This is a genomic window from Hyphomicrobium nitrativorans NL23, assembly GCF_000503895.1.
Classification (GTDB): Bacteria; Pseudomonadota; Alphaproteobacteria; order Rhizobiales; family Hyphomicrobiaceae; genus Hyphomicrobium_C; species Hyphomicrobium_C nitrativorans.
This window is the reverse complement of the sequence record NC_022997.1, coordinates 1,080,557-1,105,921: the sequence shown is the minus strand read 5'-3', so window position 1 is coordinate 1,105,921 and position 25,365 is coordinate 1,080,557. Positions and strand designations below refer to the sequence as shown.

The following is a 25,365-nucleotide window of genomic DNA, read 5'->3' as shown; positions in this document are numbered from 1 at the left end:
GCTCCCACAGTACTTTCGCAAATGCGTACTTTCACAAATGCGGAAACCGGCTCACAGCCGGTCAAAGCGCACCCGGCATCCGATAAGCACGCCATGCCGATCCGACGCGCGAACCGCGGCGCCGATCCCACCGGCGTCCGCGATTCCCGATATTAGGACTTTCCGAGATATTTTTCGAGCCAGTGGATGTCGTAAAGCCCGTTCGTAATGTCGGGCTGGCGGATCAACTCGTTGAACAGCGGAATGGTGGTCTCGATCCCGTCGATCACGAACTCCGAGAGGGCGCGCCGAAGCCGCATCAGGCATTCGTTGCGGTTCTTGCCGTGCACGATAAGCTTGCCGATGAGGCTGTCGTAGAACGGCGGGATCCGATAGCCCTGATAGACGCCACTATCGACGCGCACGCCGAGCCCGCCCGGCGGATGCCAGTAGGTAATTTGCCCTGGCGAAGGGCGGAACGTCCGCGGGTTCTCGGCATTGATCCGGCATTCGATGGCGTGGCCGGAGAAGGTGATGTCCTCCTGCTTGAAGCTGAGGTGCCCGCCGGATGCCACGCGGATCTGCTCCAACACGAGATCGATGCCCGTGATCTGCTCCGTCACCGGATGCTCGACCTGAAGGCGCGTGTTCATCTCGATGAAATAGAACTCGCCGTCCTCGTAGAGAAACTCCACCGTGCCCGCGCCGCGGTACTTGATCTCGCGCATCGCGTTGGCGACGACATTCCCGATCCGTTCGCGCGCTTCCGCGTTGAGAGCCGGAGACGGACTCTCCTCAAGGATTTTCTGGTGGCGCCGCTGAAGCGAGCAATCGCGCTCGCCGAGATGCACCGCATTGCCCTTGCCGTCGCCGAAAACCTGGATCTCGATATGACGCGGCTTCTGCAGATACTTTTCGATGTAGACGGAATCGTTGCCGAACGCGGCCTTCGCCTCTGATTTCGCCGTCGCGAGCGCAATGCCGAGATCGGCCGCCGAATGCGCAACCTTCATGCCACGCCCGCCGCCGCCCGCCGTCGCCTTGATCAGCACGGGAAAGCCCATCTCCTTGGCGATCTTCATCGCCTGGGCTTCGCTTCTGACCGCGCCGTCGGAGCCGGGCACGACGGGAATGCCGAGTTTCTTCGCCGTTTCCTTGGCCTGGATCTTGTCGCCCATGATCCGGATGTGCTCGGACGTAGGCCCGATAAACGTAATCGAATGCTCTTCCAGGATCTCAGCGAAACGGGCGTTCTCCGACAGGAACCCGTAGCCGGGATGCACCGCATCCGCACCCGTGATCTCGCAGGCGGCGAGCAGGCGCGGAATGTTGAGATAGCTGTCGGAAGCCGGCGGCGACCCGATGCACACGCTCTCGTCGGCAAGCCGGACATGCATGGCATCCGCATCCGCCGTCGAATGAACCGCCACTGTAGCGATACCGAGTTCCTTGCACGCACGCTGGATACGCAGCGCGATCTCACCCCGGTTGGCAATCAGAACTTTGTCGAACATTCGTTTTCATAAGGCCATGGCCATCCGGACCGGAGGCGATTGGGAAACGAGCCCGTCGCCATCATGCCCGCTGCCGGTTCCCCGTCTCCCTTATTCGATGATCACGAGCGGCTCGCCGAACTCCACGGGCTGTCCGTTCTCGAACAGGATGGCCGTGACGGAGCCCGCGCGCGGCGCGGGAATCTGATTCATGGTCTTCATCGCTTCGATGATGAGAAGCGTGTCGCCCTGCTGCACGCGGCTGCCCACTTCGATGAACGGAGCGGCCTTGGGGTCGGATGAGCGGTAAGCCGTGCCCACCATCGGCGACTTTACGGCGCCCGGATGCTTCGCGGGATCGTTGCCTGCGGGAGCCCCCGGAGCGGCGGCACCCGCAGCAGCCGGAAGCGGCGGCGCGACAGGCGCCTGGAACTGCGGTGCAGCGGGCGCGACGGCGGCCGCAACCGTGAGCGAGCGCGCAACCCGGATCTTGAGACCGCTCTTCTCGATCTCGATTTCCGAGAGTCCCGTGTCGTTCAAAAGCTCTGCAAGCTCGCGGATCAGCCGCTGCTCGCTGCTCGGTTTCTCGGCTTCGTCTTTCGCCGTCATGCGCGCTAGCCCCTTCCCTTTCGGCTTCTTGTCGCTGTCTTTCGCTTTGTGTTTCGGTTTCACGAGAGGCTCATGCCGTGAGATTGGCCATAGCGTCGAGCGCAAGCTCGTAGCCCTGTGCGCCAAGTCCGCAGATCACGCCCTTGGCAGCGAGCGAAACGTAAGACCGATGCCGGAATTCCTCCCGGCGAAAAATGTTCGAGAGATGCACCTCGATGACCGGCAACTCCGCAGCGTTGAGCGCGTCGAGAATGCCGATCGAGGAATGCGTGAGCGAGCCCGCATTGAGGACGATGCCGGACGCCGCTCCGCGTGCCTCCTGGATCCACCCGATAATCTCGCCTTCCGTATTCGACTGACGGAAATCGACCGTGAGCCCCAGCTTTGCCGCTCGCGCTTCCACACGCGTGCGCACGTCGTCCAGTGTCTCGCGCCCGTAAACCTCCGGCTCGCGCTGGCCCAGCATATTCAGGTTCGGACCGTTGAGAACGAAAACGGGTTTTGCCATGTCGCGAGGTCTTGAGATGTCCCAGAGTGCTTCCGGAAAAGTGGGAACCGGTTTTCCGATAAGAAGCACGACAAAATAGAGAATTAGAATCTTTTCGCGATTCGAAGAAAAGCGGAAAGACTCTAGGATGAACGCCGGCGCCGTGCGATTGGCGCACGCACCGGCAAGCACATCCTCCCCGCCTGCCGGAAAGGCCCGGCACACGGACGATGTGCATGAATGTCCCTAGCAGCTTTACCGCAGCCGCGAAAGGCCGCCAAGCTCAAGGTTGCAGGGCAAATTCAGGGCAGCCCACATGACGAACGCCCCGGGCTTGGCGGGCCCGAGGCGTTAAGTCTACGTCACGCCTAAAAAGCGGAAGCCGGATCGGGTGCTAGCAGTAGCTGCAGCCCTCTTTCCGGAGTTCCGCCACGTGCTTGGCGAGCATCTCGTGGAGATTCTCCGGCGCCCCGCCGATGGCCCGGTCACCGATGAGGAAATGCGGCGTCCCGTTGATCGAAAGGGTTTTGGTCAGATCCTTCACCCGGTCCAGCTCGCCCTGGACGACTGGGCCCTTCATGTCCGCCTTGAGCTTTTCGAGGTCGAGCCCGTGCTTCTCGGCGATTTTGAGACCGACAGCCTCGTTAACCAGCCCGCGCGTGGCCATCATGTCCCGATGCACCTCCCAGTATTTGCCCTGGATGCCCGCGGCGAGCGCCACACGGGCCGCCTGCTCGGATTCTTCGCGCAGGATCGGGTACTCCTTGAACACCACCCGCACCCGATCGTCGGACTCGATCAGCTTGGCGATATCGGAGAGGCCGCGCTTGCAGTAGCCGCAGTTGTAATCGAAGAACTCGACGACCGTGATGTCGCCGTCCGGGTTGCCCGCAACCGGCGCGCCCGGCGAGCGATAGATGTCTTTGGCATGCGACGAGACGAGCGACTTCGTGCGCTCCGCCTCCTCCTTCGCAAGCTTGCTCTCAAGCGCGCTCTGCACCTCGAACAGGATTTCCGGGTTCTCGATCAGGTACTCTTTGACGATGCCTTCGATCGCGCTCCGCTGTTCGGGCGAGAACTGGGCCGCCGCAGCCCCCGCAAGCGCCGGGCTCACCGCACTATGTTCCGACAATTTATCCCCGAACGCGAGCCAGATGCCGAAGCCGGCAACCAGGGCCGCGCCGGCAATCGCGCCGATGCCGAGGCCGGATTTCGGCTGCGTCGTGTTGGGATTGGGTCGCGTCATAAGGACTCCATAAATCGGGGCGCGGGCGTTTTACGTCGCGCCGTAAACTGGAAGGGTTGAAAACCGACCTCAGGTCTGCGGCTTATAGTTGATGATATCGTCCGCCTTGACCCAATCCGGCGAGCCGGCCTTGAGGCCGCCCTGCGCACGCTTGGCGAATTCCTGCGCCTGCTTGACGGCGCCAACATAGAAAAGACCCTGCGCGCGCGCCAGCTCGGATTGCGCGAACTGGCCCTTGTCGTAATAGGCCTGCCCCAGCGCGTTATGGGCGGTGGCGTTGTCCGGCTCCGTCTGCACCGCCTGCCGCAGAAGCTTGACGGCTTCGTCGGCGAGCGCCGGGTCCTTGGTCTGGATCATCGATTGCGCAAGCTGCACGCGCACCAGCGTCGCCCCGCCCTTATGCATCTGAAGCGCCCGGCGAAGCGGCGCGATCGCTTCGCGCGACCGGCCCGACTTGTGCAGAATATCGCCCTTGAGCTCCCAGAAGTAGGGGTTGTTGGGAAAATCCCGGATGAGCGCGTCGGCCCCGGCAAGACCCTGCTCGACGCCGCCTGCGCCCTGCCTGAACGAGGCGATGGAGCGGGCATAGCGCGCGGGCTGGCTCGTGTTCGAATGAGGGTAGCGATTGAACACCACCGACGGAGGCTCCAGGTATCCCGAAATCTTGGCGCGAACCATGTCGTGGCGAAGTTGCAGATCCGGCGGATCCTTGACGTTGTAGTTGGGAGACGTCTCGACGAGTTGCCGGAGACGCGCCAGGCGGTCCGTGGCCACGGGGTGGGTCCGCGCGAACGCATCGCGATGCGCATCCATGAACAGCTCCTGCCCCGCGAAGCGTTCGAATGTCTTCAGCATCCCGAGGCCGGATTGTCCGGTCGCGTTGAGGTATCCGAGACCGGCCTGGTCGGCCGCGGATTCCTGCGACCGGCGCTCCGCCGTGAGGCCGCGCATGATAACCTCGTTACCGCCCATCATCACGCCCTGGCCGGCGCTTCCGATCTCGCGGCCCGCATCGCCACCCGCCATCGCGCCGCCGATCATCGCGCCGATGCCGAGGAGTTGCACGAGCAGCGAACGCGTTTGATCTTTCGCGATGCGCGCGCGAAGCGAGGCCATGTGCCCGCCCGCGATATGCCCCGCCTCGTGCGCGAGCACGCCGATCACCTCGTTCGGCGTATCGGCTTGCATCAGCGTGCCGGTGTGCATGAACACGTTGCGCCCGTCCATGACGAACGCGTTGAAGGAATCGCTATTGACGATCCGCACCTTGACGCGCCCGGTGCCGAGCCCCGCTGCACGAAAGATCGGCTGCGAATAATCGTTGAGCAGCGCTTCGATCTCGGTATCGCGGATGAGCGAGATACCCTGAGCTTCGGCTTCCGACGTTGGATAAAGCGTTGCAGCCGTTGCCGTCATGAAGCCGAGCGTGGCGGCCGCGCGAAGACCGGCGCGCGCGCGGGACATCCACGTCGTCCCCAATCTGCGGATGGTCGTATCCATGGCTCTCCGGATCGCTCGAAGGAACGCGAACCGATCGCAGCCTCGCCGTCCGCACCGCTTCGCTCACCGCTAAATGGGCATAGAGACGCGGTGGACGCAAGGCCACGGACACGGGTGCTGGCCAGAAGACCTTACGCCACCTATAAGCCCAGCGAATTCCCCGCGAGACACGACCGTTCCGTTCCCGGTTCGACGCGCATGAGCGGGCGTCAATGCGGCCAAAGGAAGGCCAGTCTCGGCGTCTGGATCATCCCGCAGGGAGACATCCGTCAGGCATTTGACACGTCATTTTTTTCGCGAGACCGGACAAAGACCCATGACTGACGATCTCGGCCGGAAAACAGCATCCGGAAGCGGCCGCTCACCATCTCAGCGCAGCAACGTCGCAAGCTTCATCGTCATGGACGTGATGCGGGCCGCGGCCGAGTTGGAACGGCAGGGCCGCTCCATCATTCACATGGAAGTGGGTCAGCCCGGAACGCCCGCACCGGAAACGGCCCGCGCCGCCGTCCGTGCCGCGCTCGACACCGAAACGCTGGGGTACACGGCAGCGCTTGGCAACGATACGCTCCGCGCCCGCATCGCGGCAAGCTATCGCGAACGCTACGGCGTCAAGGTCGACGAAAGCCGCATTGTCGTCTGCTCTGGATCGTCGGCGGCGTTCCTTCTCGCGTTCCTCGCCGTCTTCGACGCCGGTACACGCGTGGCCCTGCCCTCGCCCGGCTATCCTTGCTATCGCCACATCCTGTCCGCGCTCGGCTGCCGCACGCCGCTGATCGAAACCGGTCCCGAAACACGCTGGATGCCCACGCCCGACGATCTCGCCGCCCTTCACAAGCGCGAAAGCCTCGGCGGCCTCCTGATCGCGAGCCCCGCCAACCCCACCGGCACCATGATCGAGCCCGACCGCCTCGCCGCGCTCATCGGCTTTGCGGATGCGAACGGCCTCTGGTTCATCTCGGACGAAATCTACCACGGGCTCACCTACGAAGCGCCCGCGACGACCGCCCTCTCCGTGTCCGACGAGGTCATCGTCATCAACAGCTTCTCGAAGTATCACGCAATGACCGGCTGGCGGGTCGGCTGGCTCGTGGTGCCGCCCGCGCTCGTGCGCACCGTCGAGCGGCTTCAGCAGAATTTCTTCATCTCCGCGCCCGCCGCCTCCCAGGTGGCCGCCCTCGGCGCTTTCGACGGCGTGGGCGAACTCGAACGCAACCGCGAGACATACGCACGCAATCGCGCGCTGCTTCTCGATGCGCTACCCGAAGCCGGCCTCTCGGCCCTAGCCCCCGCGGATGGTGCTTTCTATCTCTACGCCGACGTCTCCGCCTTCACCGACGACGCGCTCGCCTTCGCAAGCGCGATGCTGGAAGACATCGGCGTCGCCGTCACACCCGGCCTCGACTTCGATGAAAGCCGCGGCAACCGTTACCTGCGGTTTTCCTATGCCGGGACCGAAAGCAACATGGCCGAAGCCGCCCGCCGTCTCAAAGCCTGGCCGCGCCTTAAACGCTAAGCCGCGCGGCCCAAACCTTCGGCCACAGCACCCCGCTTTGAGCGCAGCTTCTCCGAAAACAAAAAGAAGACGGCGCGAAGCGCCCGGGAGCAAGGCGACCCGGCGCAAATGCGCCGGCCATCCACAAAGCACCACGCACTTTGAGCGATGCTTCTCTCAGCTTGTGTTCGAACACAAAAAAGGGAGCGGCAAGCGCTCCCTTTTCCGATCATCGAACAGATCGATTAGCCGCGACGACCGCCGTGATTGAGCGACACGAAGCGCGGGCCGATGTCCACGTGGATGTGGTTCATGCGGGCGTACGTCATGGTGCCGCCGCTGTGGTGGTTGGCGCGGAGCCAGGCAATGATCGCAGCCTTGCGGCCACCGGCGTTGAAGTCGACAGCATTGCCCGACGCGTGGCGCGACGGCCGGCCGGTGTTGCGGATCTTAGCGCCGGGACGGCAGGTCGAAATCACCTGCACGGCGCCGAACTGCGCCTCGATGCGGCCGAGAAGACCGCGCGCTGCCGGCGTCAGGCAGCTGCGCGAAGCGCCGCCGCCGCTGGAGCGGCCTGCCGTGACAGCCCGCGACGCGACCTTGTTCATGCCGGCCGAGCGTTTTGCCTGCGTCCGTGTCTGAGCGGCCCGGCCACGGGCCTGCTTGCCGCTTCCGGCGCGACGCGTTTGCGCGGCCCGGCGCGATTGCACGCCGCGACGCGCTTGCTTCGTATTGCGCTGTGCGGCCTTCGATTTGTAGCGGGGCGAGTTCTGCTCGTACTGCGAGCTGACCGGACCGTTGTCGTGCCGGGCTTCGGCCGGCGCCGCGAGGCACACTGCAGCGCCCATCCCCAGGACGGCAGCAAAATAACGTGCACTCATATAAAACTCCCTTGTTTTTACTTCGTCCCGCATGGAAACCCTGAGAAACAATCAGTCCCCATCAAGGTCAGGCGCAGGACGCACTGAGATTGCGCCAAGCGAAACCACGCGATCGGAATGGATTGTCCGACCGGCTCGCTTGAGCGTCGTGAGTATCCAGCTGGAGGACTTGCGTCGTGCTCCTGATCCCACCCACTACTGGACGCAACGGAGCGGCAATCACCAATCGCGTTTGGTGAAAATGTGACCCGGCGAAAACCCGGTCTCCCCCCTGTTGACGGAACCCGCTGTAATTCCAGCAGCGTGACAGCTCAACCGGGTAAAATTGTCGCGTCTCAATGAGATGCGCACGAAAGCGAAACGGGCCAGACAACTTGTCTGGCCCGTAAAATCACTCTGAAACACTGTTATTGCAGCGGGAATCCGGTCTGCGTTCAGCTTCCGAGACGCCGCTGCCACCAGCCACGGCGCACCGGCGATTCTTCCGCACTGATCTCCGCAGCAGAGGCTTCGCCGGACGAAACGACGACGCGTTCGAGCTTCGGCTCGGACGATGCCTCGCTTCGGGCACGCACACGCGCCACCACGGAGTCCTCCACTGCAGGAGGCGCGGTCTCCTCGGGTACCGCAGCGACACTCTCGGCCTTTTCGGCCTGAGCAGCCCCTGCCGAGCGGCGAGATCTTGTCGGAGCGGGTGCCTCCTCGGCGTCCGTTGCCGCCTCGGCCTCGCTGCTTGGCGCAGCCTCGGGCGCATCGGCAGCATCGGCCTCCGCAGCTTTGGCCTCGGACGACCGACGCCGCGGCGACGAGCGACGCGGCTCGCTGCGCTCGGCGGCGTCTTCCGTCACGACCTCAGCAGCCACGACGTCATCGACCGCAACCTCGCCATCAACCTGGAGAGCTTCGGGCTGAAAGGTATCGGCACCCTGATCCCCGGCCTGAGCGTCCGAACCGTTCCCCGGCGCGACACTGTCTGCCGCGTCTGCATTGTCCGTTGCCTCGTGCGCGTCGGCACTCCCGTTTGCACCCCGCGCCCGATCGCGACCCCTCCGCCCGCCGCGACGTCCGCGGCGCCGGCGGCGTCCGTTACCACCCTCTTCCGAACCTTCGCTACGCGCCTCGCGCGGCGCCGGCGCATCGTCCGCGTAGCCGTCATCGTCGTCGTCGACGACCTCTACCGGCCCGGCATCCTCGCCGCCCACGTGCTCGTCGTCCTGGTCGTCATAACCGAGCTCGGCCTCGTCGCGCCCGCCGCGCATCTCCGAACGGCCCCCGTCCCGGCGTCCACGCCGCCGGCGGCGACGGCGTCCACCCTCGCGTCCACCTTCTTCGCGAGCCGCGCGCGGCTGTTCGGCTTCGCCGTCTCCGGCATCTGCGTCGGCCTCGAACGTTTCGCCCTCGAAGCCCCAATCCATATTGACGGCAGCCCGGTCCGGACGGCGTGAGGCGACCGGCGCAGTCTGTCCCTTTTCGATCACGAAATTGGCGCCCTGCAGCTTATCGCTGGCCTGCACCGTGACGAAGATCCCGTGGCGCGTCTCCATCTCGTTGATGAAATGACGCTTGTTGTTGAGGATATAGAGTGCGACCGCCGACGTCGTCGTTGCGACGAGCGACGTGCGCGCACCCGCCATCAGCGCATCCTCCAGTCCGCGCAGAACCGCCAGCGCCACGCTCTCGGTCGAGCGAATGATGCCGGTGCCCTGACAGTGCGGGCACTGAGACGTGGAGCCTTCGAGAACGCCCGAGCGCAAGCGCTGGCGGCTCATCTCCATAAGGCCGAAATGGCTGATGCGGCCGAGCTGGATCCGGGCGCGATCGAAACGCAGCGCATCCTTCAGCCGCCGTTCGACGGCGCGGTTGTTGCGCTTCTCCTCCATGTCGATGAAGTCGATCACGATCAGGCCCGCAAGATCGCGCAGCTTGAGCTGGCGCGCAATCTCGTCGGACGCTTCGAGGTTGGTGTTGAGCGCGGTTTCCTCGATGGAGAACTCACGCGTCGCCTTGCCGGAGTTGACGTCGATGGCGACGAGCGCTTCCGTCTGGTTGATGACGAGATAGCCCCCGCTCTTCAGCGTGACGTAAGGGCTGAACATGGCGTTGAGCTGCCGCTCGATGCCGTATTTGGTGAACAGCGGCTCGGCGTCCTGATGAGCCAGAACGTTCTTGGCATGGCTCGGCATGAGCATGCGCATGAAGTCCTTGGCGTCCTTGTGGGCATGGTCGCCGGCAACGACGATTTCGTCCACGTCCTTGTTGTAAAGATCGCGGATCGAACGCTTGATCAGGTTGCCTTCCTCGTAGACGAGGCTCGGCGCGGTGGATTCCAGCGTGAGATCGCGCACGCTCTCCCACAAACGCAGCAGATATTCGAAGTCGCGCTTGATCTCCTGCTTGGTGCGCGCTGCACCCGCCGTGCGGATGATCAGGCCCATACCCTCAGGAACCTCAAGCTCCTGCGCGATGGCCTTGAGGCGCTTCCTATCCTGCGGTTGGGTGATCTTGCGGCTGATGCCGCCGCCGCGCGCGGTGTTCGGCATCAAAACGGTGTAGCGGCCGGCAAGCGACAGGTAGGTGGTAAGCGCCGCACCCTTGTTGCCGCGCTCTTCCTTGACCACCTGCACCAGGATCACCTGGCGGCGCTTGATGACTTCCTGGATCTTATAGCTGCGCGGCCTGCGGCGCGGACGCGAGGGCAGTTCTTCGAGAGCGTCCTCGGAGCCGACGCTTTCGACCGCCTCGGCCTCCACGGCCACGCTGGCAACCTCTTGCACCCCGCCGGCCTCGTCGTGATCGCCGCCATTCGAGGTGTCTCGGGCCGCATCGGCCTCCGCTGCCGCCTCGACAACAGCCGCTTCGCCGGAAACGGCTTCAGGCGCTGCAGCGTCCTGGTCGCCGCCGTTGCCGCCCTGCGGCGCCTCGGCGTCCGAAACCTCCTCCGTCAGCACGTCGTCGCGCTGCGTGGCCTGGGCAATCGTCTGCGGCCCGCGCTCGTCTTCGTCACCGTCGTCGTGAGGTTCGTCGTCATGGTGCTCGTCGTCGTCAGCGTCGAGGTCGTCTTCGTCGTCGCCGACATCCTCGATCATGACAACCCGAGCGCCCTCTTCGTCGTCGTCGGAATCCTCTCCGTCAGCGGCTCCGCCCGCATCGTCACGCTGTGCAGCATCCTCGTCCGATCCGGACGCCGAACGGCCCCTGCCGCCAGAACGCCGGCGGCGAGCGAGCCTTTCCGCCCGGGCATCGGCAGCAGCTTCCTCCTCGGCTTCGGCAAGCGCCTCCTCCTCGATGAGCGCCTGCCGGTCGGCCATCGGGATCTGGTAATAGTCGGGATGGATTTCGTTAAAGGCGAGGAAGCCGTGGCGATTTCCGCCGTAGTCGACGAAAGCCGCCTGCAGCGAAGGCTCTACGCGCGTAACCTTGGCCAGATAGATATTGCCGCGAAGGAGCTTGCGCGCCGCGCTCTCGTAATCGAATTCCTCTACACGTCCGTTGCGCAACACCACCACCCGAGTTTCTTCCGGGTGGGTGGCATCGATAAGCATCTTGTTAGGTGCCATGTTTCTTTTTCCTTTGCGCGCCGGCGGGCCGGACCACCGGAACCGGCCAGGGGGCCGGAGGCGTCAAGCGGCCAAGTCGAGGCGCGCGCCTTTGTGTTGAAATGGAAGGCGATGGGTTGATCTGGTCGGGCGCCCCTTCCTGTCGCGGCGGCCGGATGGTCCGGGCGCGCGCCGCTCCGGGCCGAAATCGGTCCGGAGGCATGAGACGGGATTGAGCGGTCGATCTGCATGGGTCCCTGTTGGGGTATCCCTAAGTCGGGGTTCAAAGATGGCCGGACGAAACGTCCGGAACAGAAAGCGGCAAGCGAACTCGTGCACACACCGGGCCGAAAAGCGGAACGACGTGCACGCGGTCCGAGCCGCGTCACGGACAGGACGAAAGGAACCAGCCGGGGATTTTTGGGCGAACCGCCTCAAGAGCCGGAACCGTGTCCTCGCTCGCCCGCTTGCACCCCTTTCATCGGCGCCTGACCGGGCAAGCCGCATCGTTGCCGAGACCGCGCACGGATCGTGACGTAGAAGGACGGTGCGCTCTGGCGGATCATTTCGGCGAGGCCCGTCGAAATCGAGGGCCGTTGCGCCGAACGCTGAAGAACGCACCGAAGTGTCATCGAACCCGTGCGCATGGTCTGCTTCCGTTGCCTGGCGAATACGGCGACCGGCATTACGCCGATCTCAACCTGCCCAAGCAACCAAATGCAAAAACAACCTTCGCGCGAAGCAGACGCTGTCCAACACGATGCGGGTCAATTTTGTACGGGTTCACCGGCAGCGTGGCAAGCCCGTTTACGGAGAAAGCGAGCCAACGGCCCTTACAATCGGTCACACTCTTGCGCCAAACGGGCGAATATGACCTAACTTGTAGAACCTACGTGATAAATTGCGCACGAAAGCCACGGGATAGCGTGCAGCAGGGGATGGGGACAAGGATCGGATCGTTGATCCTCAAGGGGGCAATCCTCCTCCTTGCGATGCTGATGCACGCTTGGTTGCATGGCGCAGCCCGCGCCGCACCCGAGGCCACAGCGACCGCAGCCCACCTTTCCGGCAACAAAACGCGCACGACCTTCAGGCTGGACCTGACGGCCGGTGTCACGGCGGAAATTTTCACCCTCGCCAATCCCTACCGCGTCATCGTGGATCTCCCGGACGTATCCTTCCGCCTCCCCGACGGCACCGGACAAACCGGGCACGGCCTTGTGGCAGCGTTCCGATACGGCCTCTTCGCCGAGCGCAAAGCGCGCGTCGTCATCGATACCGCGGGCCCCGTACGGATCGAGCGGGCCGCGATGACGGCCGCACCCCGAAGCGACGGCATCGTCTTCACGTTCGACATGGTGACCACCGCCCCCGAGAGCTTCGGAGCGGGAACCGGCGCCGGAAAGGGCGCCGAGGCCGAGCGCAAGGCGCCACCCTCCGACGCAGCCGCCATGCCACCGGAAAAAACCCTCCAGCGCGATAAAGCGGTCATCATGATTGACCCCGGCCACGGCGGCATCGACGGCGGTGCGGTGAGCGCATCGAACGTGCTGGAGAAGGATGTGGTGCTCGCCGTTGCCAAACAATTGGGCAAGCAGCTCGGAACGACCGGCCGCTACGATGTGCGCATGACGCGGGCATCCGACGTCTTCATCTCGCTCGACCAGCGCGTGAACCTCTCGCTCGAACAAGGCGTTGATCTATTTATTTCTCTACACGCCGATTCCTTGGCCGAGGACCGCGGCGCCCGCGCCATTCGCGGCGCAACGATCTACACCCTGTCCGAGCGCGCATCCGACGAGCACGCCCGCCGCATGGCCGAGAAAGAGAATGCGTCCGACCTCGTCGCCGGTCTGAAGGCACCGGATATCGAGGAGGACGAACAGGTGACGGGCATTCTGATCGACCTTATGAAACGCGAGACTGCCAACTTCTCGGCGGATTTTTCGAACACACTCGTGAACAAGATGAAGCGCAAGGTCGCGTTGTCCCGGGTGCCGCAGCGGGCTGCCGCATTCAAGGTGCTGAAACAGACGCACGCACCGTCGGTGCTCATTGAACTCGGCTATCTGAGCCATCCGGAGGACGAGAAGCTTCTGAACTCGCCCGACTGGCACAAACAAGTTGCAAGCTCGATCGCGTCGGCCGTCGACGCGTATTTCGCGAAACGGACGGCAACGACGGGAGCACCCTGAGGGGCAATGCGGAGCTGGGATGGGGCAGTTTTGCACACCTCGATGAGGGAATTAACGAGGTTTAGCATGGCAGGCGTTTACCGACGACGTCATGCCACATTCCATGGTAATGGTTCAGCTTGATCCACGGGCTGCTGCAGTGCAATAGCAGTGCGATAAGCGTTTGAGAGAGACGTCGATTACGAAACGCACAGGCGAAAAGCGCCAGATGTTTCGAGACGCGAACAGTTAACGACGAGCCCGTCGAGCGGACCCAGGCGGAATGCGAGCCCCCACACTGCCACCTCCACCCCAGCGCGCACCTCGCGCGCGGCCTCAGCGGCGTAAAAGCCTGCTGTTGAGCTTCCTTGGCTGGAGCTTCGGCGCGTTCGTCGTGCTGTTCCTCGTCGGCTCGGCCGGAGCGGGCTACGTGCTGTGGCAAGTCTCGAAAGACCTGCCCGACTACGAAAGCCTCGCCAAGTACGAGCCGCCCGTGATGACGCGCATCCACGCGCACGACGGCTCGCTGATTGCCGAGTACGCGCGCGAGCGGCGCATCTTCGTGCCGATCAACGCCATCCCGAAGCACGTCATCGCCGCTTTTCTCTCGGCCGAGGACAAGCGCTTCTACGAGCACGGCGGCCTCGACCTGCAAAGCATCGGCCGCGCCGTGTTCCGGTTGATCGAAACGCAGATCCAGGGCGGCGGACGGCGCGCGGAGGGTGCGTCCACCATCACCCAGCAGGTCGCCAAGAACTTCCTCCTGTCCTCCGACCGCACCATGGAGCGCAAGCTCAAGGAGGCGATCCTCGCCATCCGCATCGAGCGCGCCTATTCGAAGGACAAGATCCTCGAACTCTATCTCAACGAGATCTATCTGGGCATCGGCGCCTACGGCGTGGCGGCGGCAAGCCTCGCCTACTTCTCCAAGGAGCTGAAGGATCTCTCGGTCGAGGAAGTCGCCTACCTCGCAGCGCTTCCCAAAGCGCCCAACAACTATCACCCCTTCCGCCAGACCCAGCGCGCGACCGACCGGCGCAACTGGGTGATCGGCCAGATGGCCGAGAACAAGTACATCACCGACGCAGAAGCAACGGAAGCGCGCGCAAAGCCGCTGACCGTCAACATCCGCCCCAGCGGCGCGCACATCTTCGCGGCCGAATACTTCGCCGAAGAGGTGCGCCGGTCGCTGCTCTCGGCCTATGGCGAGGCCAAGCTCTACGCCGGCGGTCTTTCCGTCCGCACGACGCTGGAGCCGCGCCTGCAACGGATCGGACGCAAGGCGCTGACGAAGGGGCTCGTCGATTTCGACCGCAGCCGCGGCTGGCGCGGCGCCGTGACGAAGATCGAGGTCGAGGGCGACTGGGGCGTTCCGCTCGGCGCCGTGGACATGCCGAGCGACATCGCACCCTGGCGTCTCGGCGTCGTGCTCTCCATGGAAAAGGCGAAAGCCGTCGTCGGCCTCCGTCCGCAGCGCAAGCAGGACGGCTCGCTGACGCCCGAGCGTCACGCCGTAGAGCTCACGCTTGCGGAAATGAAATGGGCGAAAGTCAAAGGCGCCGAACCGAAAACCATTTCCGACACGCTCTCCGTCGGAGACGTCATCTACGTCGCCCCCAAAGACGAGGACGATCTCGCGGGCGCCTGGTCGCTCATGCAGATCCCCGAAGTCGGGGGCGGCCTCATCGCGCTCGACCCGCACACAGGCCGCGTGCTCGCCGTCGTTGGCGGCTTCTCGTTCTCCATGAGCCAGTTCGACCGTGCGCTGCAGGCACGCCGCCAGCCGGGCTCGGCCTTCAAACCGTTCGTCTACGCGGCCGCCATCGACAACGGCTACAAGCCGACATCCATCGTCCTCGACGCGCCCATCGAGATCGAGCAAGGACCCGGCCTCGACATCTGGCGGCCCGAGAATTACGAGCGCGACACCGTCGCCGAGCCGCTCACGCTGCGCGTCGGCGTCGAGAAATCGCGCAACCAGATGACCGTGCGCCTCGCGCAGGATCTGGGCATGCCGATCATCACCGAATACTCGCGCCGCTTCGGCATCTACGACGATCTCATGCCCGTGCTCTCGATGTCGCTAGGCGCGGGCGAGACGACGCTGCTGCGCCTTGCGACGGCCTACGGAATGCTCGCCAACGGCGGCAAGGCGATCCGGCCGACTCTGATCGACCGCATTCAGGACCGCTGGGGCAAATCCGTATGGCGCCACGACGCACGCGAATGCGTCGGCTGCTCTGCCGAGGCTTGGAATGGGCAGGCAGAGCCGGACGTCCCCGACGACCGGCCCCAGATCATCGACGCGTACACCGCATTCCAGACGACCTCGATCATGGAGGGCGTCATCCAGCGCGGCACGGCAACGTCGCTCAAGGCGCTGAACCGCCCCCTCGCCGGCAAGACCGGCACCACCAACGAAGCCAAGGACGCGTGGTTCGTCGGATACTCGCCGGACCTCGTGGTCGGCGTGTTCATCGGCTTCGACTCGCCGCGCCCGATGGGCAGAACCAGCACGGGCGGACGCCTCGCGGTTCCGATCTTCGGCGATTTCATGAAGGAAGCGCTCGCCGACCAGCCTGCGATCCCGTTCCGCAATCCTCCGGGCATCAAGCTCGTGCGCACCAACCTGAAGACGGGGCTGCGCGCCTCCCCCGACGATCCGTCCGCGATCATGGAAGCCTTCAAGCCCGACGAGGAGCCGGACGACGCCTACTCCGTGATCGGGTTCTCCGACCCCTATGCCCAGAGCGCGGCCGGCGCTCCCCCTCCGCGGAGCAGCGGCGCGCAACAGCAGGGCTGGCAGACGAGCCCGCAAATGCCGGGCTACGGCGGCGGTCCCGGCGGCATGTGGTGAGAAAAGACCCGCCTTAGTGTGACCCCTGCGGGCGAGGCGCAGCGCCGCTTCGCTGCGCCGCGTTTACATCCCGCGACACCGCAACTATATGTCAGCCCAACACGCACATTTCGATTTTGTTTAGCGGCACCGGGAGGCCCCCATGCGCGCCGAAGCGCAGAAAACTGTCAGCTCCATCGAAGAGGCACTCGACCTCTTAAGGAGGTATCTTTGACCCGGAACAAGCAGAGGCACGTCTAGCCGACTTCAACCGGCGCGCGGAAGATCCTGCGCTCTGGAACGACCCTGGCGAAGCCCAGCGCGTCATGCGCCAGCGCCAACAACTCGAAAAGTCCCTCACCGACTTCCGCCGCATCGAACGCGAGCTTGAGGACAACGTCACGCTGATCGAACTCGGCGAGTCGGAATCCGACGAAGCGACCGTTACCGAGGGCGAAGGCGCACTGAGGCGGCTCGACGCGGAAGTTCAGCGTAAAAGCATAGAAGCTATGCTGTCTGGCGAAGCCGACGGCATGGATACGTATATCGAAGTCCACGCCGGTGCCGGCGGCACGGAGAGCCAGGACTGGGCCGCCATGCTGACCCGCATGTATCTGCGGTGGGCGGAGAGGCGCGGCTTCAAGGTCAGGATCGTGGACGAGAGCCCCGGCGAAGAAGCGGGCCTTAAGTCGGCGACCCTCGAAATCCAGGGCGAGAACGCGTACGGCTGGCTCAAGACGGAAGCGGGCGTGCACCGGCTGGTGCGCATCTCGCCCTTCGATTCCAACGCACGCCGCCACACGAGCTTCGCGTCCGTCACGGTCTATCCCGTCATCGACGACTCGATCGACGTCGACATCAACCCGGCCGACGTCGACATTTCGTTCGCACGTTCCAGCGGCGCCGGCGGCCAGCACGTGAACCGGACCGAGTCCGCCGTACGCCTCGTCCACAGACCGAGCGGCATCGTCATCTTCGCCCAGGAGCAGCGCTCCCAGCACCAGAACAAGGACATCGCCTACAAGCGGCTCAAAGCCCGCCTCTACGACCTCGAACTGAAGAAGCGGGAAGAAAAGGCGTCCGCAGACCAGGCGGCGAAGACGGACATCGGCTGGGGACACCAGATCCGCTCGTACGTGCTTCAGCCGTATCAGCTCGTGAAGGATCTGCGCACCGGCGAGCAGAGCTCGAACCCGGACGAGGTTCTCGACGGCGACATCGATCTCTTCATCGAAGCGACACTGGCGCACCGGATGCGGGGCGGCGGGCCCGCGGAAATCGCGGACCTCGACTGATCGACGAAGGGGAGGCGCAAATTGCGCCTCTTTTTTCCCTGCCCTCGCCTGCCGGGACAATTCCGCGCACCCGGTGAGGTGACAGGCGCCTGTTCCGCGCGGAACAGCGATCAGCCCTCCACAAGTTGCATGGTTCTTCCGGGAACCAAAGCGCTCTCCCCGTGTTGGCTTCCCAGATCTGCCAGAGCGTTCCCCCCCGCCTCTGGTAAGACGGAGCGTCGCCACGGGCTCCCCCCACCCACGCTTGGCGACGCTCGATTTAGAGGGCCCCCCAGTTCCCCCGCTGGGGGGCCCGTCCGTTTTACCTCGCCCAATCGTCCGCGAACAAAATCAACCCGGTGTGCAGGCTGGCACATCGGGGATCGGGCCCTATATTGCGATGGGTTAACCACTCCCGTCGCCCGAAGGAGAACGAGACATGCCGACCCGCCGGAGCTTCCTCGCCTCGACCTCGTCAATGGCCGCAGCGTTGGCGCTAAGCCCGCTGGTGGGAGGCGTCGGCGGCGCACGCGCCGAGAGCGCGGCAAAAAACGCGATGGCAACCCGCGCCATCCCCTCCACGGGTGAGCAAATCCCCGTCGTCGGCATGGGCACGTCCGGCAGCTTCGAAGTCACCCCTGGCACGCCGGAGTATGAAGACCTCCGCGAAGTCCTGAAAATCTTCTTCGAGGGAGGCGGCAAGGTCATCGACACCGCACCGACCTACAGCAACGCCGAAGATGTGATGGGTGCGCTCCTTGCCGACGCCGGGCTGACGCCGAAGGCATGGCTCGCAACCAAGATCTCTGGCGTTACAGGCCGCGACCAGGGGCTCGCACAGTTCAACGACACGCTGAAGCGTCTGAAAACGGACAAGGTCGAGCTGCTTCAGGTCCACAACCTGGGCGATCTCGAAACGCAGCTCACGCTCTGTCGCGAACTCAAGGATCAGGGCAAGACCCGCTACGTCGGCGTGACACATTATCTGGAGCAGGCGCAGGACCGCCTCGCCGACATCGTCCAGGCCGAAAAGCCGGACTTCCTTCAAATCAACTATTCCGCCGTCACGCGCGGCGCGGAAAAGCGCGTTCTGCCGCTCGCGCAGGACCTCGGCGTCGCGGTCATGATCAACCGCTCGTTCGAGGATGGAAAGCTGTTTGCGAAGGTCGCGGACAAGGAGCTTCCGCCCTGGGCCGCCGAAGTCGGCATTACATCGTGGGCGCAGGCGTTCCTGCGGTTTGCGCTTAGCCATCCCGCGGTGACGGTCGTGATCCCCGCAACGGGCAAGCCTCACCGCCAAGCCGACAACCTGAAGGCCGGGTTCGGCCCCGCATTGACGGAAGACCAGCGCAACGATCTCATCGCCGCGTTGGCCTAGCCACATGGAAACCGGCTACTGGGATGCGCAGCGCGCACGCGTGAGATCGCTTTTTAACGTGCGCTCGGAAGAAGTGCCGGCCGTCCTTGCGGGCGCGGCCATGTTCTTTCTCCTCTTCACCGGCTACTTCATGCTGCGCCCGGTGCGCGAGACGATGGGCATCGCGGGCGGCGTGCAGAACCTGCAATGGCTCTTCACCGCAACCTTCGTCGCAACGCTCGTCGCACTCCCCGTGTTCGGCTGGATCGCCTCCAAGGCGCCGCGACGGCGCATCCTGCCTTGGACCTACGCGTTCTTCGCGCTCAACCTGTTCGCGTTCGCGGCCGCGTTCACGCAGAACCCCGACGACGTCTGGATCGCACGCACGTTCTATGTCTGGCTCTCGGTGTTCAACCTGCTCGTGATTTCGCTCGCATGGAGCGTGCTCGCCGACATCCTCGCCGTCTCGCAAGCCAAGCGCCTGTTCGCGATGATCGCCGCCGGCGCGAGCCTCGGCGGCTTGACCGGCCCGATACTCGGCACGCTGCTCGTATCTCCAATCGGCCACGCCGGCCTGATGGCGCTCTCGGCCGTTCTGCTGACGGCAAGTGCCGCACCCGCGATCTGGCTACACCATTGGCGCGACCAGCGCCCCCTGCCCGCCGAAGAGGCGGAGCCGCGCGCCAAGCCGCTCGGCGGCCATCCGCTTGCGGGCGCGACCGCCGTGCTCGGCTCGCGCTATCTGGTCGGCATCGCGCTGTTCGTCGTCCTGCTCGCGGTCGTCAATACGTTCCTCTACTTCGAGCAGGCGAAGCTCGTCGCCGAAACGTTCCCGGATCGCGTACGCCAGACCCAGGTGTTCGGCATGATCGACACCACCGTGCAGACGCTGACGATCCTGATTCAGATCCTGATCACGGGACGCATCGCGGAGCGGTTCGGGATCACGGCCTTGCTCGTCGCCGTGCCGCTCGTGATGGCGGCCGGATTTTTATGGCTGGCGTTTGCGCCCGTGTTCGCGGTGCTTGTCGTTGTCATGGTCGTGCGCCGCGTCGGCGAGTACGCGCTCGTCCGCCCGGGGCGCGAAATGCTCTACACGGTCGTTCCCCCCGAGGAAAAATACAAGGCCAAGAGCTTCATCGACACCGTTGTCTATCGCGGCGGCGACGCGATCGGCGGCTGGGTGAAGCGCGGCCTCGACGTCATCGCCGAGCAGCCCTGGCTCGCGATGCTGATCGGCTCGGGCATTGCGCTCTTCTGGGCAGGCACCGGCACCTTCCTCGGCCGCCGCCAGCGGGAAAAGGAAGCACACGGAGAGCACAAGAGAGCCGACGCATCGCGCGTCGCTCCGTGAACGCAGGCCGTACGGCCGCCGATGATGTCAGAATTAGGGAACGTAGCCTGAATATTTTTTTGCCGAAGAGGCCTCGGCGGCAGAATAAACCCCGCGGAATTCCGTTATTGCCCGTGTGGAGCGAATGCTCATGTCCCCGCGTTGGCAGTCGATCCGCATTTTTACGGTCTCATTGAGAGACTTAGTCTCGAAATGAGCACGTCAATGGACGGGACAGGCCCCGCACACCTGTCCCGTCTTTTGCGTTTTCATGAGCATAACGTCTGAGGCATACGCGCCGGCTAACGCTTGAAGGCCGCCGCATAAGTATCGGTCTTGAAGCCCACCAGCACATCGCCGTTTGCGAACTCGACGACCGGCCGCTTGATCATCGAAGGTTGCGCCAGCATGAGCGCAATTGCCTTCTTCCGATCGAGCCCTTCTTTCTTCGTATCGTCCAACTTGCGAAACGTCGTACCGGCACGGTTGAGGAGCGTCTCCCACCCCACCGCCGTGCTCCAGCGTTCGAGGCGCGCCCGATCGATGCCCTCGGCCTTGTAGTCGTGGAACGCAGCCTCGATGCCATGCTCGGCAAGCCAGGCGCGCGCCTTCTTCATCGTGTCGCAGTTCTTGATGCCGTAGATCGCGACGGCCTTTTCAGCGCTCATAATAATGCCACCCTTGGAAAACAGTCTCGCGCGCTTCGGAACCTAACGCGGACTTCGCCATTTTCCGAATGCTGATGAGACCAATCAGCCCCCCACATATTCTCGAACGCAACACTTCGAAAGGGCAAAAGCCGACGGCGATCGGCATCACCGCATCGAACGCGACCCGCATGAAGTAAGACGAAACGACAGGAGGCACGATGAGCGGAGTGAACAGGCGCGAAATCTTCCGCACCGGCATGGCAGCGGCGACACTCCTGGCGATACCGGCAAACGCACGCCACGCCTTCGCCGCGCGTGAGAACGATGCCAAGCCGTTCTCGTTCGACGCGTTGATCCGCCGTGCACGCGAACGATCTCATCGCGCATATATCGCCGCCCCAAGGCCGATGCCCGCCGTTGTCGAACAGATCGACTACGAGGCCCACGGCGAGATCAAGTTTCGCGCGGAAGAGGCACCCTTCGCAAACGGCGACGGCGCGTATCCGGTGACGTTCTTCCACTTGGGGCGCTACTTCGGCAATGCCGTCCAGATGCATCTCGTGACGAACGGCATGGCCCGCGAATTCGAGTATCGCGCCGAGCTTTTCGACATGCCGCCGGATAGCCCCGCGCAGGCGTTACCGCCCGACTCCGGGTTCGCGGGCTTCCGATTCCAGGAATGGAACCGCTCCGACGACTGGCGCACGCAGGATTGGGTCGCATTCCTCGGCGCGTCCTATTTCCGCGCAATCGGCGGCCTGGGACAATACGGCCTCTCCGCGCGCGGCATAGCGATCGACGCGGCCGTCCCCGGCCGGGACGAGGAATTCCCCGCCTTCACCGAATTCTATATCGAAAGCGCGGATCGACCCGGCGCACCCGTCGTCGTCTACGCTCTCCTTGATGGCCCAAGCGTCACAGGCGCATTCCGCTTCTCGATGGTGCGCGGACTGGACCGCACGAAGGGCGTCGTCATGGACGTCGAGAGCAGGATTTTCCTCCGCACGGACGTGGAGCGTTTGGGACTCATCCCCCTCACCTCCATGTTCTGGTATGGCGAGTACGGCGGACAACAGTTGAACGACTGGCGTCCGGAAGTTCACGATTCCGATGGCCTCGCGATCTGGACCGAAAACGAAGAGCGGATCTGGCGCCCGCTCAACAACCCGCCCGCAACGACAGTCTCAGCATTCACGGGCGCAAATCCGAAAGGCTTCGGCCTGCTTCAGCGCGATCGCAATTTCAGCAATTACCAGGACGGCGTGCGATACGACCGGCGGCCGAGCCTGTGGGTCGAGCCGTTGCAGCCGCTCGGCGAAGGCGCAGTTCAACTTCTGGAAATTCCGACGGACGACGAGATCCACGACAACGTCGGTGCGTTCTGGGTGCCCGCGGAGCCCGCGAAGGCGGGCAACGGTTATGCGCTGGCCTATCGCCTGCACTGGACGAACGACGAGCCCTATCCCGCCGACAACATCGCGCAAACCGTCGCCACGCGCGTCGGCCGCGGCGGCGAGCCCGGCAAACCGAGACCGGCCAATGCGTATCGTTTCGCCGTCGAGTTCGATCGTCCGGAGGTGATGACGCGCATTCCCTACGGCATCTTCCCGGACGTCGTGGTGACGAGTTCCGCTGGCAGGATCGTGAGAACCTTCGCCGAGCCCGTACCGGACGGCAACATCTGGCGCGCAGTGTTCGACATCGAGATCGAGCCCGACGTCGTCGCCGACATGCGCCTTTATCTGGAACTCGACGGACAGCCGCTGACGGAAACGTGGCTCTATCAGTTCCAGAGCCGCATCATGACACCGACATGACGCCGGAGAGATTTCCCCTCTGGCCTACGTCTCGTCAGCCTTCGTCGCTCCGATCCGCTCGCTGAGCCAAAGCGCGATCACCGTGCAGACGGCACCCGACAGCAGATAGGCGCCAGCCGACATCAAACCGAAGTTCGAAGACAGCATAAGCGCCACGAGGGGAGCGAACCCCGCGCCGAACAGCCACGCGAGATCGGTCGTGATCGCAGAGCCGGTGTAGCGGTAGGCTTTCGAGAAGCCGTGCGCAACAACGCCCGAGGACTGTCCGAACGAAAGCCCCAGGAGGATGAAACCGAGGATCATAAACGCCGACTCGCCCACGGGTCCCGCGTCGAGCAGCTGCGGCGCGAACCCGCTGAATGCGGCAATGGCAAGCGCCGTCCCCATCAACAGCGAGCGACGGCCGATCCGGTCTGCGATCATGCCGGATGCAAAGATTGCGGCCAGGCCGAAGAAACCGGCGATGGTCTGGATGATCAGAAAGCGCGCAATCGCCTCGCTGGTAAAGAGGTACACCCACGACAGTGGGAACACCGTCACCATATGGAAGAGAGCGAAGCTTGCGAGCGGCGCGAACGCTCCCGCGAGCACGTGGCCACCCTCCGCCCTCAGCGTATCGCGCACGCGAGCGGGCTGAAGCTCGCGGTTCTCGAACAGCTCCGAGTATTCCGACGTTGAAACGATTCTAAGGCGCGCAAAGAGCGCCACGACGTTGATGGCGAACGCGACGAAGAACGGATAGCGCCAACCCCAGTCGAAGAAATCCTGGCTCGAAAGATTGCCGACGAAGAAGGCGAACAGCGCGCTCGCGACGATGAGACCGGCAGGCGCGCCGAGCTGAGGGATCATCGCATACCAGCCCTGCTTCTTCTCCGGCGCATTGAGGATCAGGAGAGACGCGAGCCCGTCCCATGTGCCGCCGAGTGCAATGCCCTGACTGATCCGCGCAATGGCCAGAAGCCAGATCGCGATCGCACCGATGCTCTCGTAACCGGGCAGGAACGCGATGGCGACGGTCGCCGTGCCGAGCATGAACAGCGAGATCGTCATCTTAACGCCTTTGCCGTAGGCCCGATCCACCGCCATGAAGATCGCTGTGCCGAACGGGCGGGCGATGAAGGCCAGCGCAAATATGGCAAACGAGTAGAGCGTCCCGGTCAGTGCATCGACATGCGGAAACAGCAGCTTCGGAAACACGATGACCGACGCGATCGCATACACGAAGAAGTCGAAGTACTCGGACGTGCGACCGATGAACACACCGACCGCGATCTCGCCGGGGGCGACTTCGCTATGACGCGCCTCGGGCCCGACCCCGCCATGTGCTGCCATCGACGCCGAAGATTGAGCCATGATCGCCATCCAGATGAGGGTTCGCTCGCGTCTCGGATCCAACGGACGCGCATGACCGCCGTCGTATGCGTGCGCGGCCAATCGCGGGAGTGGGCAAATTGTCCAATGTGATGTTCGCGCGCCAAGGGGTAGCGCTGCACACCAAGCCGCGTGAACATCCGGACCGCACGTCATGAGCCTCATTAGATTGTTCGTCTTGATACCGTTCGCCCTCCTGTTGGGAGGCTGCGACCTGGTTGTGCTCAATCCCTCTGGCGATATCGCGCTTCAGCAGCGCGACCTCGTCGTGATCTCCACCATTCTCATGCTTCTCATCATCGTGCCGGTGATGGCGTTGACCGTCTTCTTCGCGTGGAAATATCGCGAAGCGAACAATCCGGCGGACTACGACCCAGATTGGAATCATTCCACCTACTTGGAGCTGGTCATCTGGGCCGCGCCGCTGCTGATCATCATCTGCCTCGGCGCCATCACCTGGATGTGGACGCACCTGCTCGATCCATACCGCCCGCTCGACCGCGTAGCAGCGGACCGGCCGGTGGCGGCCGAGGTGAAACCGCTTGAGGTCGAGGTGGCGGCTCTCGATTGGAAGTGGCTGTTCATCTATCCTGAGCACGGCATCGCGACCGTGAACGAAATGGCCGCCCCCGTGGACCGGCCGATCCGCTTCCGGCTGACCGCCACATCCGTGATGAACGCCTTCTACGTCCCGGCGCTGGCCGGCATGATCTATGCGATGCCCGGCATGGAAACGACACTGCACGGCGTGATCAACAAGCCAGGCACGTTCGACGGATTCTCGGCAAACTACAGCGGCGACGGCTTCTCGGGGATGCGTTTTGCTTTTCACGGCGTGGACGACGAAGGCTTCGACACTTGGGTCGAAAAGGTCAAAGCGGAGGGCGGCGCCCTCGACCGCACCACCTATCTCGAACTCGCCAAACCCAGCGAAAACGAGCCGGTGCGCTTTTACGCATCATTCGAACCGCAACTTTTCCGCCTGATCCGCGACCGCTGTGCCGAGCCCGGCAAGATGTGCATGGACGAGATGATGGCCATCGACGCCCGCGGCGGTCTGGGACTGGCGGGCATCGCCCTGCTACAGCCGGCAGACGGCAAGCGGCCCGCCGCTCGCAGCGCGTTCTTCGGGCCCAAGTCGACGACGGTCACGGGCATCTGCACCACCGAGGAAGCCGTGGCGGCGGCTGAGCTCTCGCAACCCGTCGCGCGCCCGCGCGACCGCACACCTCTGCTCGGTGCCGGGTTGCCGCGTCCGCCGCTCGTCTCGCTCGCACCTCCCAAGCTCGACGCAAGCCTGCTGTCGCGCGCACTTTCCGGAACCTGA

At 64.0% G+C, this 25,365-nt stretch carries 17 protein-coding genes; 8 read left to right on the top strand and 9 right to left on the bottom strand.

From position 1 onward, the window contains the following. Nucleotides 1–152: 152 nt before the first annotated feature. From accC to W911_RS05100, 5 genes are all read right to left on the bottom strand, one after another. Nucleotides 153–1,493: an acetyl-CoA carboxylase biotin carboxylase subunit gene (gene accC, locus W911_RS05120; RefSeq protein ID WP_023786451.1), complete on the bottom strand. Its 1,341-nt coding sequence runs from the start codon at nucleotides 1,491–1,493 to the stop codon at nucleotides 153–155. Between the two features lie 90 nt (nucleotides 1,494–1,583). Further along, nucleotides 1,584–2,081 (bottom strand): acetyl-CoA carboxylase biotin carboxyl carrier protein, encoded by a 498-nt coding sequence (accB, locus tag W911_RS05115; protein ID WP_041317521.1) that lies wholly within the window; start codon nucleotides 2,079–2,081, stop codon nucleotides 1,584–1,586. Between the two features lie 70 nt (nucleotides 2,082–2,151). After that, on the bottom strand, nucleotides 2,152–2,589 hold the full coding sequence (gene aroQ, locus W911_RS05110; RefSeq protein WP_041317518.1) for a type II 3-dehydroquinate dehydratase: 438 nt from the start codon (nucleotides 2,587–2,589) through the stop codon (nucleotides 2,152–2,154). A gap of 373 nt (nucleotides 2,590–2,962) precedes the next feature. Beyond that, a complete protein-coding gene (locus W911_RS05105) occupies nucleotides 2,963–3,814 on the bottom strand; it encodes a DsbA family protein (RefSeq protein WP_023786448.1) in 852 nt (283 codons plus the stop codon). 69 nt (nucleotides 3,815–3,883) lie between these two features. Further along, complete coding sequence (locus W911_RS05100; RefSeq protein WP_023786447.1) at nucleotides 3,884–5,314, bottom strand: M48 family metalloprotease; 1,431 nt, start codon at nucleotides 5,312–5,314, stop codon at nucleotides 3,884–3,886. A 316-nt stretch (nucleotides 5,315–5,630) separates the two neighbouring features. On the opposite strand from W911_RS05100, the gene W911_RS05095 reads away from it, so the two are divergent. Continuing rightward, complete coding sequence (locus tag W911_RS05095; RefSeq protein WP_023786446.1) at nucleotides 5,631–6,830, top strand: pyridoxal phosphate-dependent aminotransferase; 1,200 nt, start codon at nucleotides 5,631–5,633, stop codon at nucleotides 6,828–6,830. Between the two features lie 224 nt (nucleotides 6,831–7,054). On the opposite strand, the gene W911_RS17210 is transcribed toward W911_RS05095, so the two are convergent. Further along, nucleotides 7,055–7,690: a D-Ala-D-Ala carboxypeptidase family metallohydrolase gene (locus tag W911_RS17210; RefSeq protein ID WP_244438597.1), complete on the bottom strand. Its 636-nt coding sequence runs from the start codon at nucleotides 7,688–7,690 to the stop codon at nucleotides 7,055–7,057. Between the two features lie 434 nt (nucleotides 7,691–8,124). Then, complete coding sequence (locus tag W911_RS05085) at nucleotides 8,125–11,247, bottom strand: Rne/Rng family ribonuclease (RefSeq protein ID WP_023786444.1); 3,123 nt, start codon at nucleotides 11,245–11,247, stop codon at nucleotides 8,125–8,127. 752 nt (nucleotides 11,248–11,999) lie between these two features. On the opposite strand from W911_RS05085, the gene W911_RS05080 reads away from it, so the two are divergent. The 5 genes from W911_RS05080 (at nucleotide 12,000) to W911_RS05060 (ending at nucleotide 20,221) form a co-directional block, all read left to right on the top strand. Further along, on the top strand, nucleotides 12,000–13,421 hold the full coding sequence (locus W911_RS05080) for an N-acetylmuramoyl-L-alanine amidase (RefSeq protein ID WP_244438595.1): 1,422 nt from the start codon (nucleotides 12,000–12,002) through the stop codon (nucleotides 13,419–13,421). A 262-nt stretch (nucleotides 13,422–13,683) separates the two neighbouring features. Beyond that, complete coding sequence (locus tag W911_RS05075; protein ID WP_051388513.1) at nucleotides 13,684–16,257, top strand: penicillin-binding protein 1A; 2,574 nt, start codon at nucleotides 13,684–13,686, stop codon at nucleotides 16,255–16,257. A 142-nt stretch (nucleotides 16,258–16,399) separates the two neighbouring features. Then, nucleotides 16,400–17,531 (top strand): peptide chain release factor 2 gene (prfB, locus tag W911_RS05070; RefSeq protein WP_144083522.1). Its coding sequence is split into 2 segments (ribosomal slippage): nucleotides 16,400–16,468 and nucleotides 16,470–17,531, totalling 1,131 coding nucleotides; the frame shifts between segments, so codons are not numbered across the junction. A 418-nt stretch (nucleotides 17,532–17,949) separates the two neighbouring features. Next, nucleotides 17,950–18,888 (top strand): aldo/keto reductase, encoded by a 939-nt coding sequence (locus tag W911_RS05065; protein ID WP_023786440.1) that lies wholly within the window; start codon nucleotides 17,950–17,952, stop codon nucleotides 18,886–18,888. A 40-nt stretch (nucleotides 18,889–18,928) separates the two neighbouring features. Further along, nucleotides 18,929–20,221 carry an NTP/NDP exchange transporter gene (locus W911_RS05060; protein ID WP_201768823.1) on the top strand — a complete coding sequence of 431 codons (1,293 nt, stop codon included), beginning with the start codon at nucleotides 18,929–18,931 and terminating at the stop codon, nucleotides 20,219–20,221. Nucleotides 20,222–20,502: 281 nt separating this feature from the next. Here W911_RS05060 and W911_RS05055 read toward each other — a convergent pair whose 3' ends face one another. Beyond that, complete coding sequence (locus W911_RS05055; RefSeq protein WP_023786438.1) at nucleotides 20,503–20,868, bottom strand: ArsC family reductase; 366 nt, start codon at nucleotides 20,866–20,868, stop codon at nucleotides 20,503–20,505. Between the two features lie 200 nt (nucleotides 20,869–21,068). Between W911_RS05055 and W911_RS05045 the strand changes: the two genes are divergently transcribed. Then, nucleotides 21,069–22,667, top strand: a complete 1,599-nt coding sequence (locus W911_RS05045; protein WP_041316307.1) for an OpgD/OpgG family glucan biosynthesis protein — start codon at nucleotides 21,069–21,071, stop codon at nucleotides 22,665–22,667. A 24-nt stretch (nucleotides 22,668–22,691) separates the two neighbouring features. On the opposite strand, the gene W911_RS05040 is transcribed toward W911_RS05045, so the two are convergent. Then, the gene (locus W911_RS05040; protein WP_041317501.1) at nucleotides 22,692–23,999 is read right to left on the bottom strand and encodes an MFS transporter; all 1,308 of its coding nucleotides are present in this window, start codon (nucleotides 23,997–23,999) and stop codon (nucleotides 22,692–22,694) included. Between the two features lie 193 nt (nucleotides 24,000–24,192). On the opposite strand from W911_RS05040, the gene cyoA reads away from it, so the two are divergent. Then, nucleotides 24,193–25,365 carry a ubiquinol oxidase subunit II gene (gene cyoA, locus W911_RS05035; protein ID WP_023786434.1) on the top strand — a complete coding sequence of 391 codons (1,173 nt, stop codon included), beginning with the start codon at nucleotides 24,193–24,195 and terminating at the stop codon, nucleotides 25,363–25,365.

Bases quoted from the DNA above. Each gene is read 5' to 3' on its own strand.
- W911_RS05075 (WP_051388513.1), top strand. From the start codon at position 13,684: ATGCGAGCCCCCACACTGCCACCTCCACCCCAGCGCGCACCTCGCGCG.
- accC (WP_023786451.1), bottom strand. From the start codon at position 1,493: ATGTTCGACAAAGTTCTGATTGCCAACCGGGGTGAGATCGCGCTGCGT.
- W911_RS05055 (WP_023786438.1), bottom strand. From the start codon at position 20,868: ATGAGCGCTGAAAAGGCCGTCGCGATCTACGGCATCAAGAACTGCGAC.
- accB (WP_041317521.1), bottom strand. From the start codon at position 2,081: ATGACGGCGAAAGACGAAGCCGAGAAACCGAGCAGCGAGCAGCGGCTG.
- W911_RS05105 (WP_023786448.1), bottom strand. From the start codon at position 3,814: ATGACGCGACCCAATCCCAACACGACGCAGCCGAAATCCGGCCTCGGC.
- cyoA (WP_023786434.1), top strand. From the start codon at position 24,193: ATGAGCCTCATTAGATTGTTCGTCTTGATACCGTTCGCCCTCCTGTTG.
- W911_RS05100 (WP_023786447.1), bottom strand. From the start codon at position 5,314: ATGGATACGACCATCCGCAGATTGGGGACGACGTGGATGTCCCGCGCG.
- W911_RS05095 (WP_023786446.1), top strand. From the start codon at position 5,631: ATGACTGACGATCTCGGCCGGAAAACAGCATCCGGAAGCGGCCGCTCA.
- aroQ (WP_041317518.1), bottom strand. From the start codon at position 2,589: ATGGCAAAACCCGTTTTCGTTCTCAACGGTCCGAACCTGAATATGCTG.
- W911_RS17210 (WP_244438597.1), bottom strand. From the start codon at position 7,690: ATGAGTGCACGTTATTTTGCTGCCGTCCTGGGGATGGGCGCTGCAGTG.
- W911_RS05065 (WP_023786440.1), top strand. From the start codon at position 17,950: ATGCCGACCCGCCGGAGCTTCCTCGCCTCGACCTCGTCAATGGCCGCA.
- W911_RS05045 (WP_041316307.1), top strand. From the start codon at position 21,069: ATGAGCGGAGTGAACAGGCGCGAAATCTTCCGCACCGGCATGGCAGCG.
- W911_RS05040 (WP_041317501.1), bottom strand. From the start codon at position 23,999: ATGGCAGCACATGGCGGGGTCGGGCCCGAGGCGCGTCATAGCGAAGTC.
- W911_RS05085 (WP_023786444.1), bottom strand. From the start codon at position 11,247: ATGGCACCTAACAAGATGCTTATCGATGCCACCCACCCGGAAGAAACT.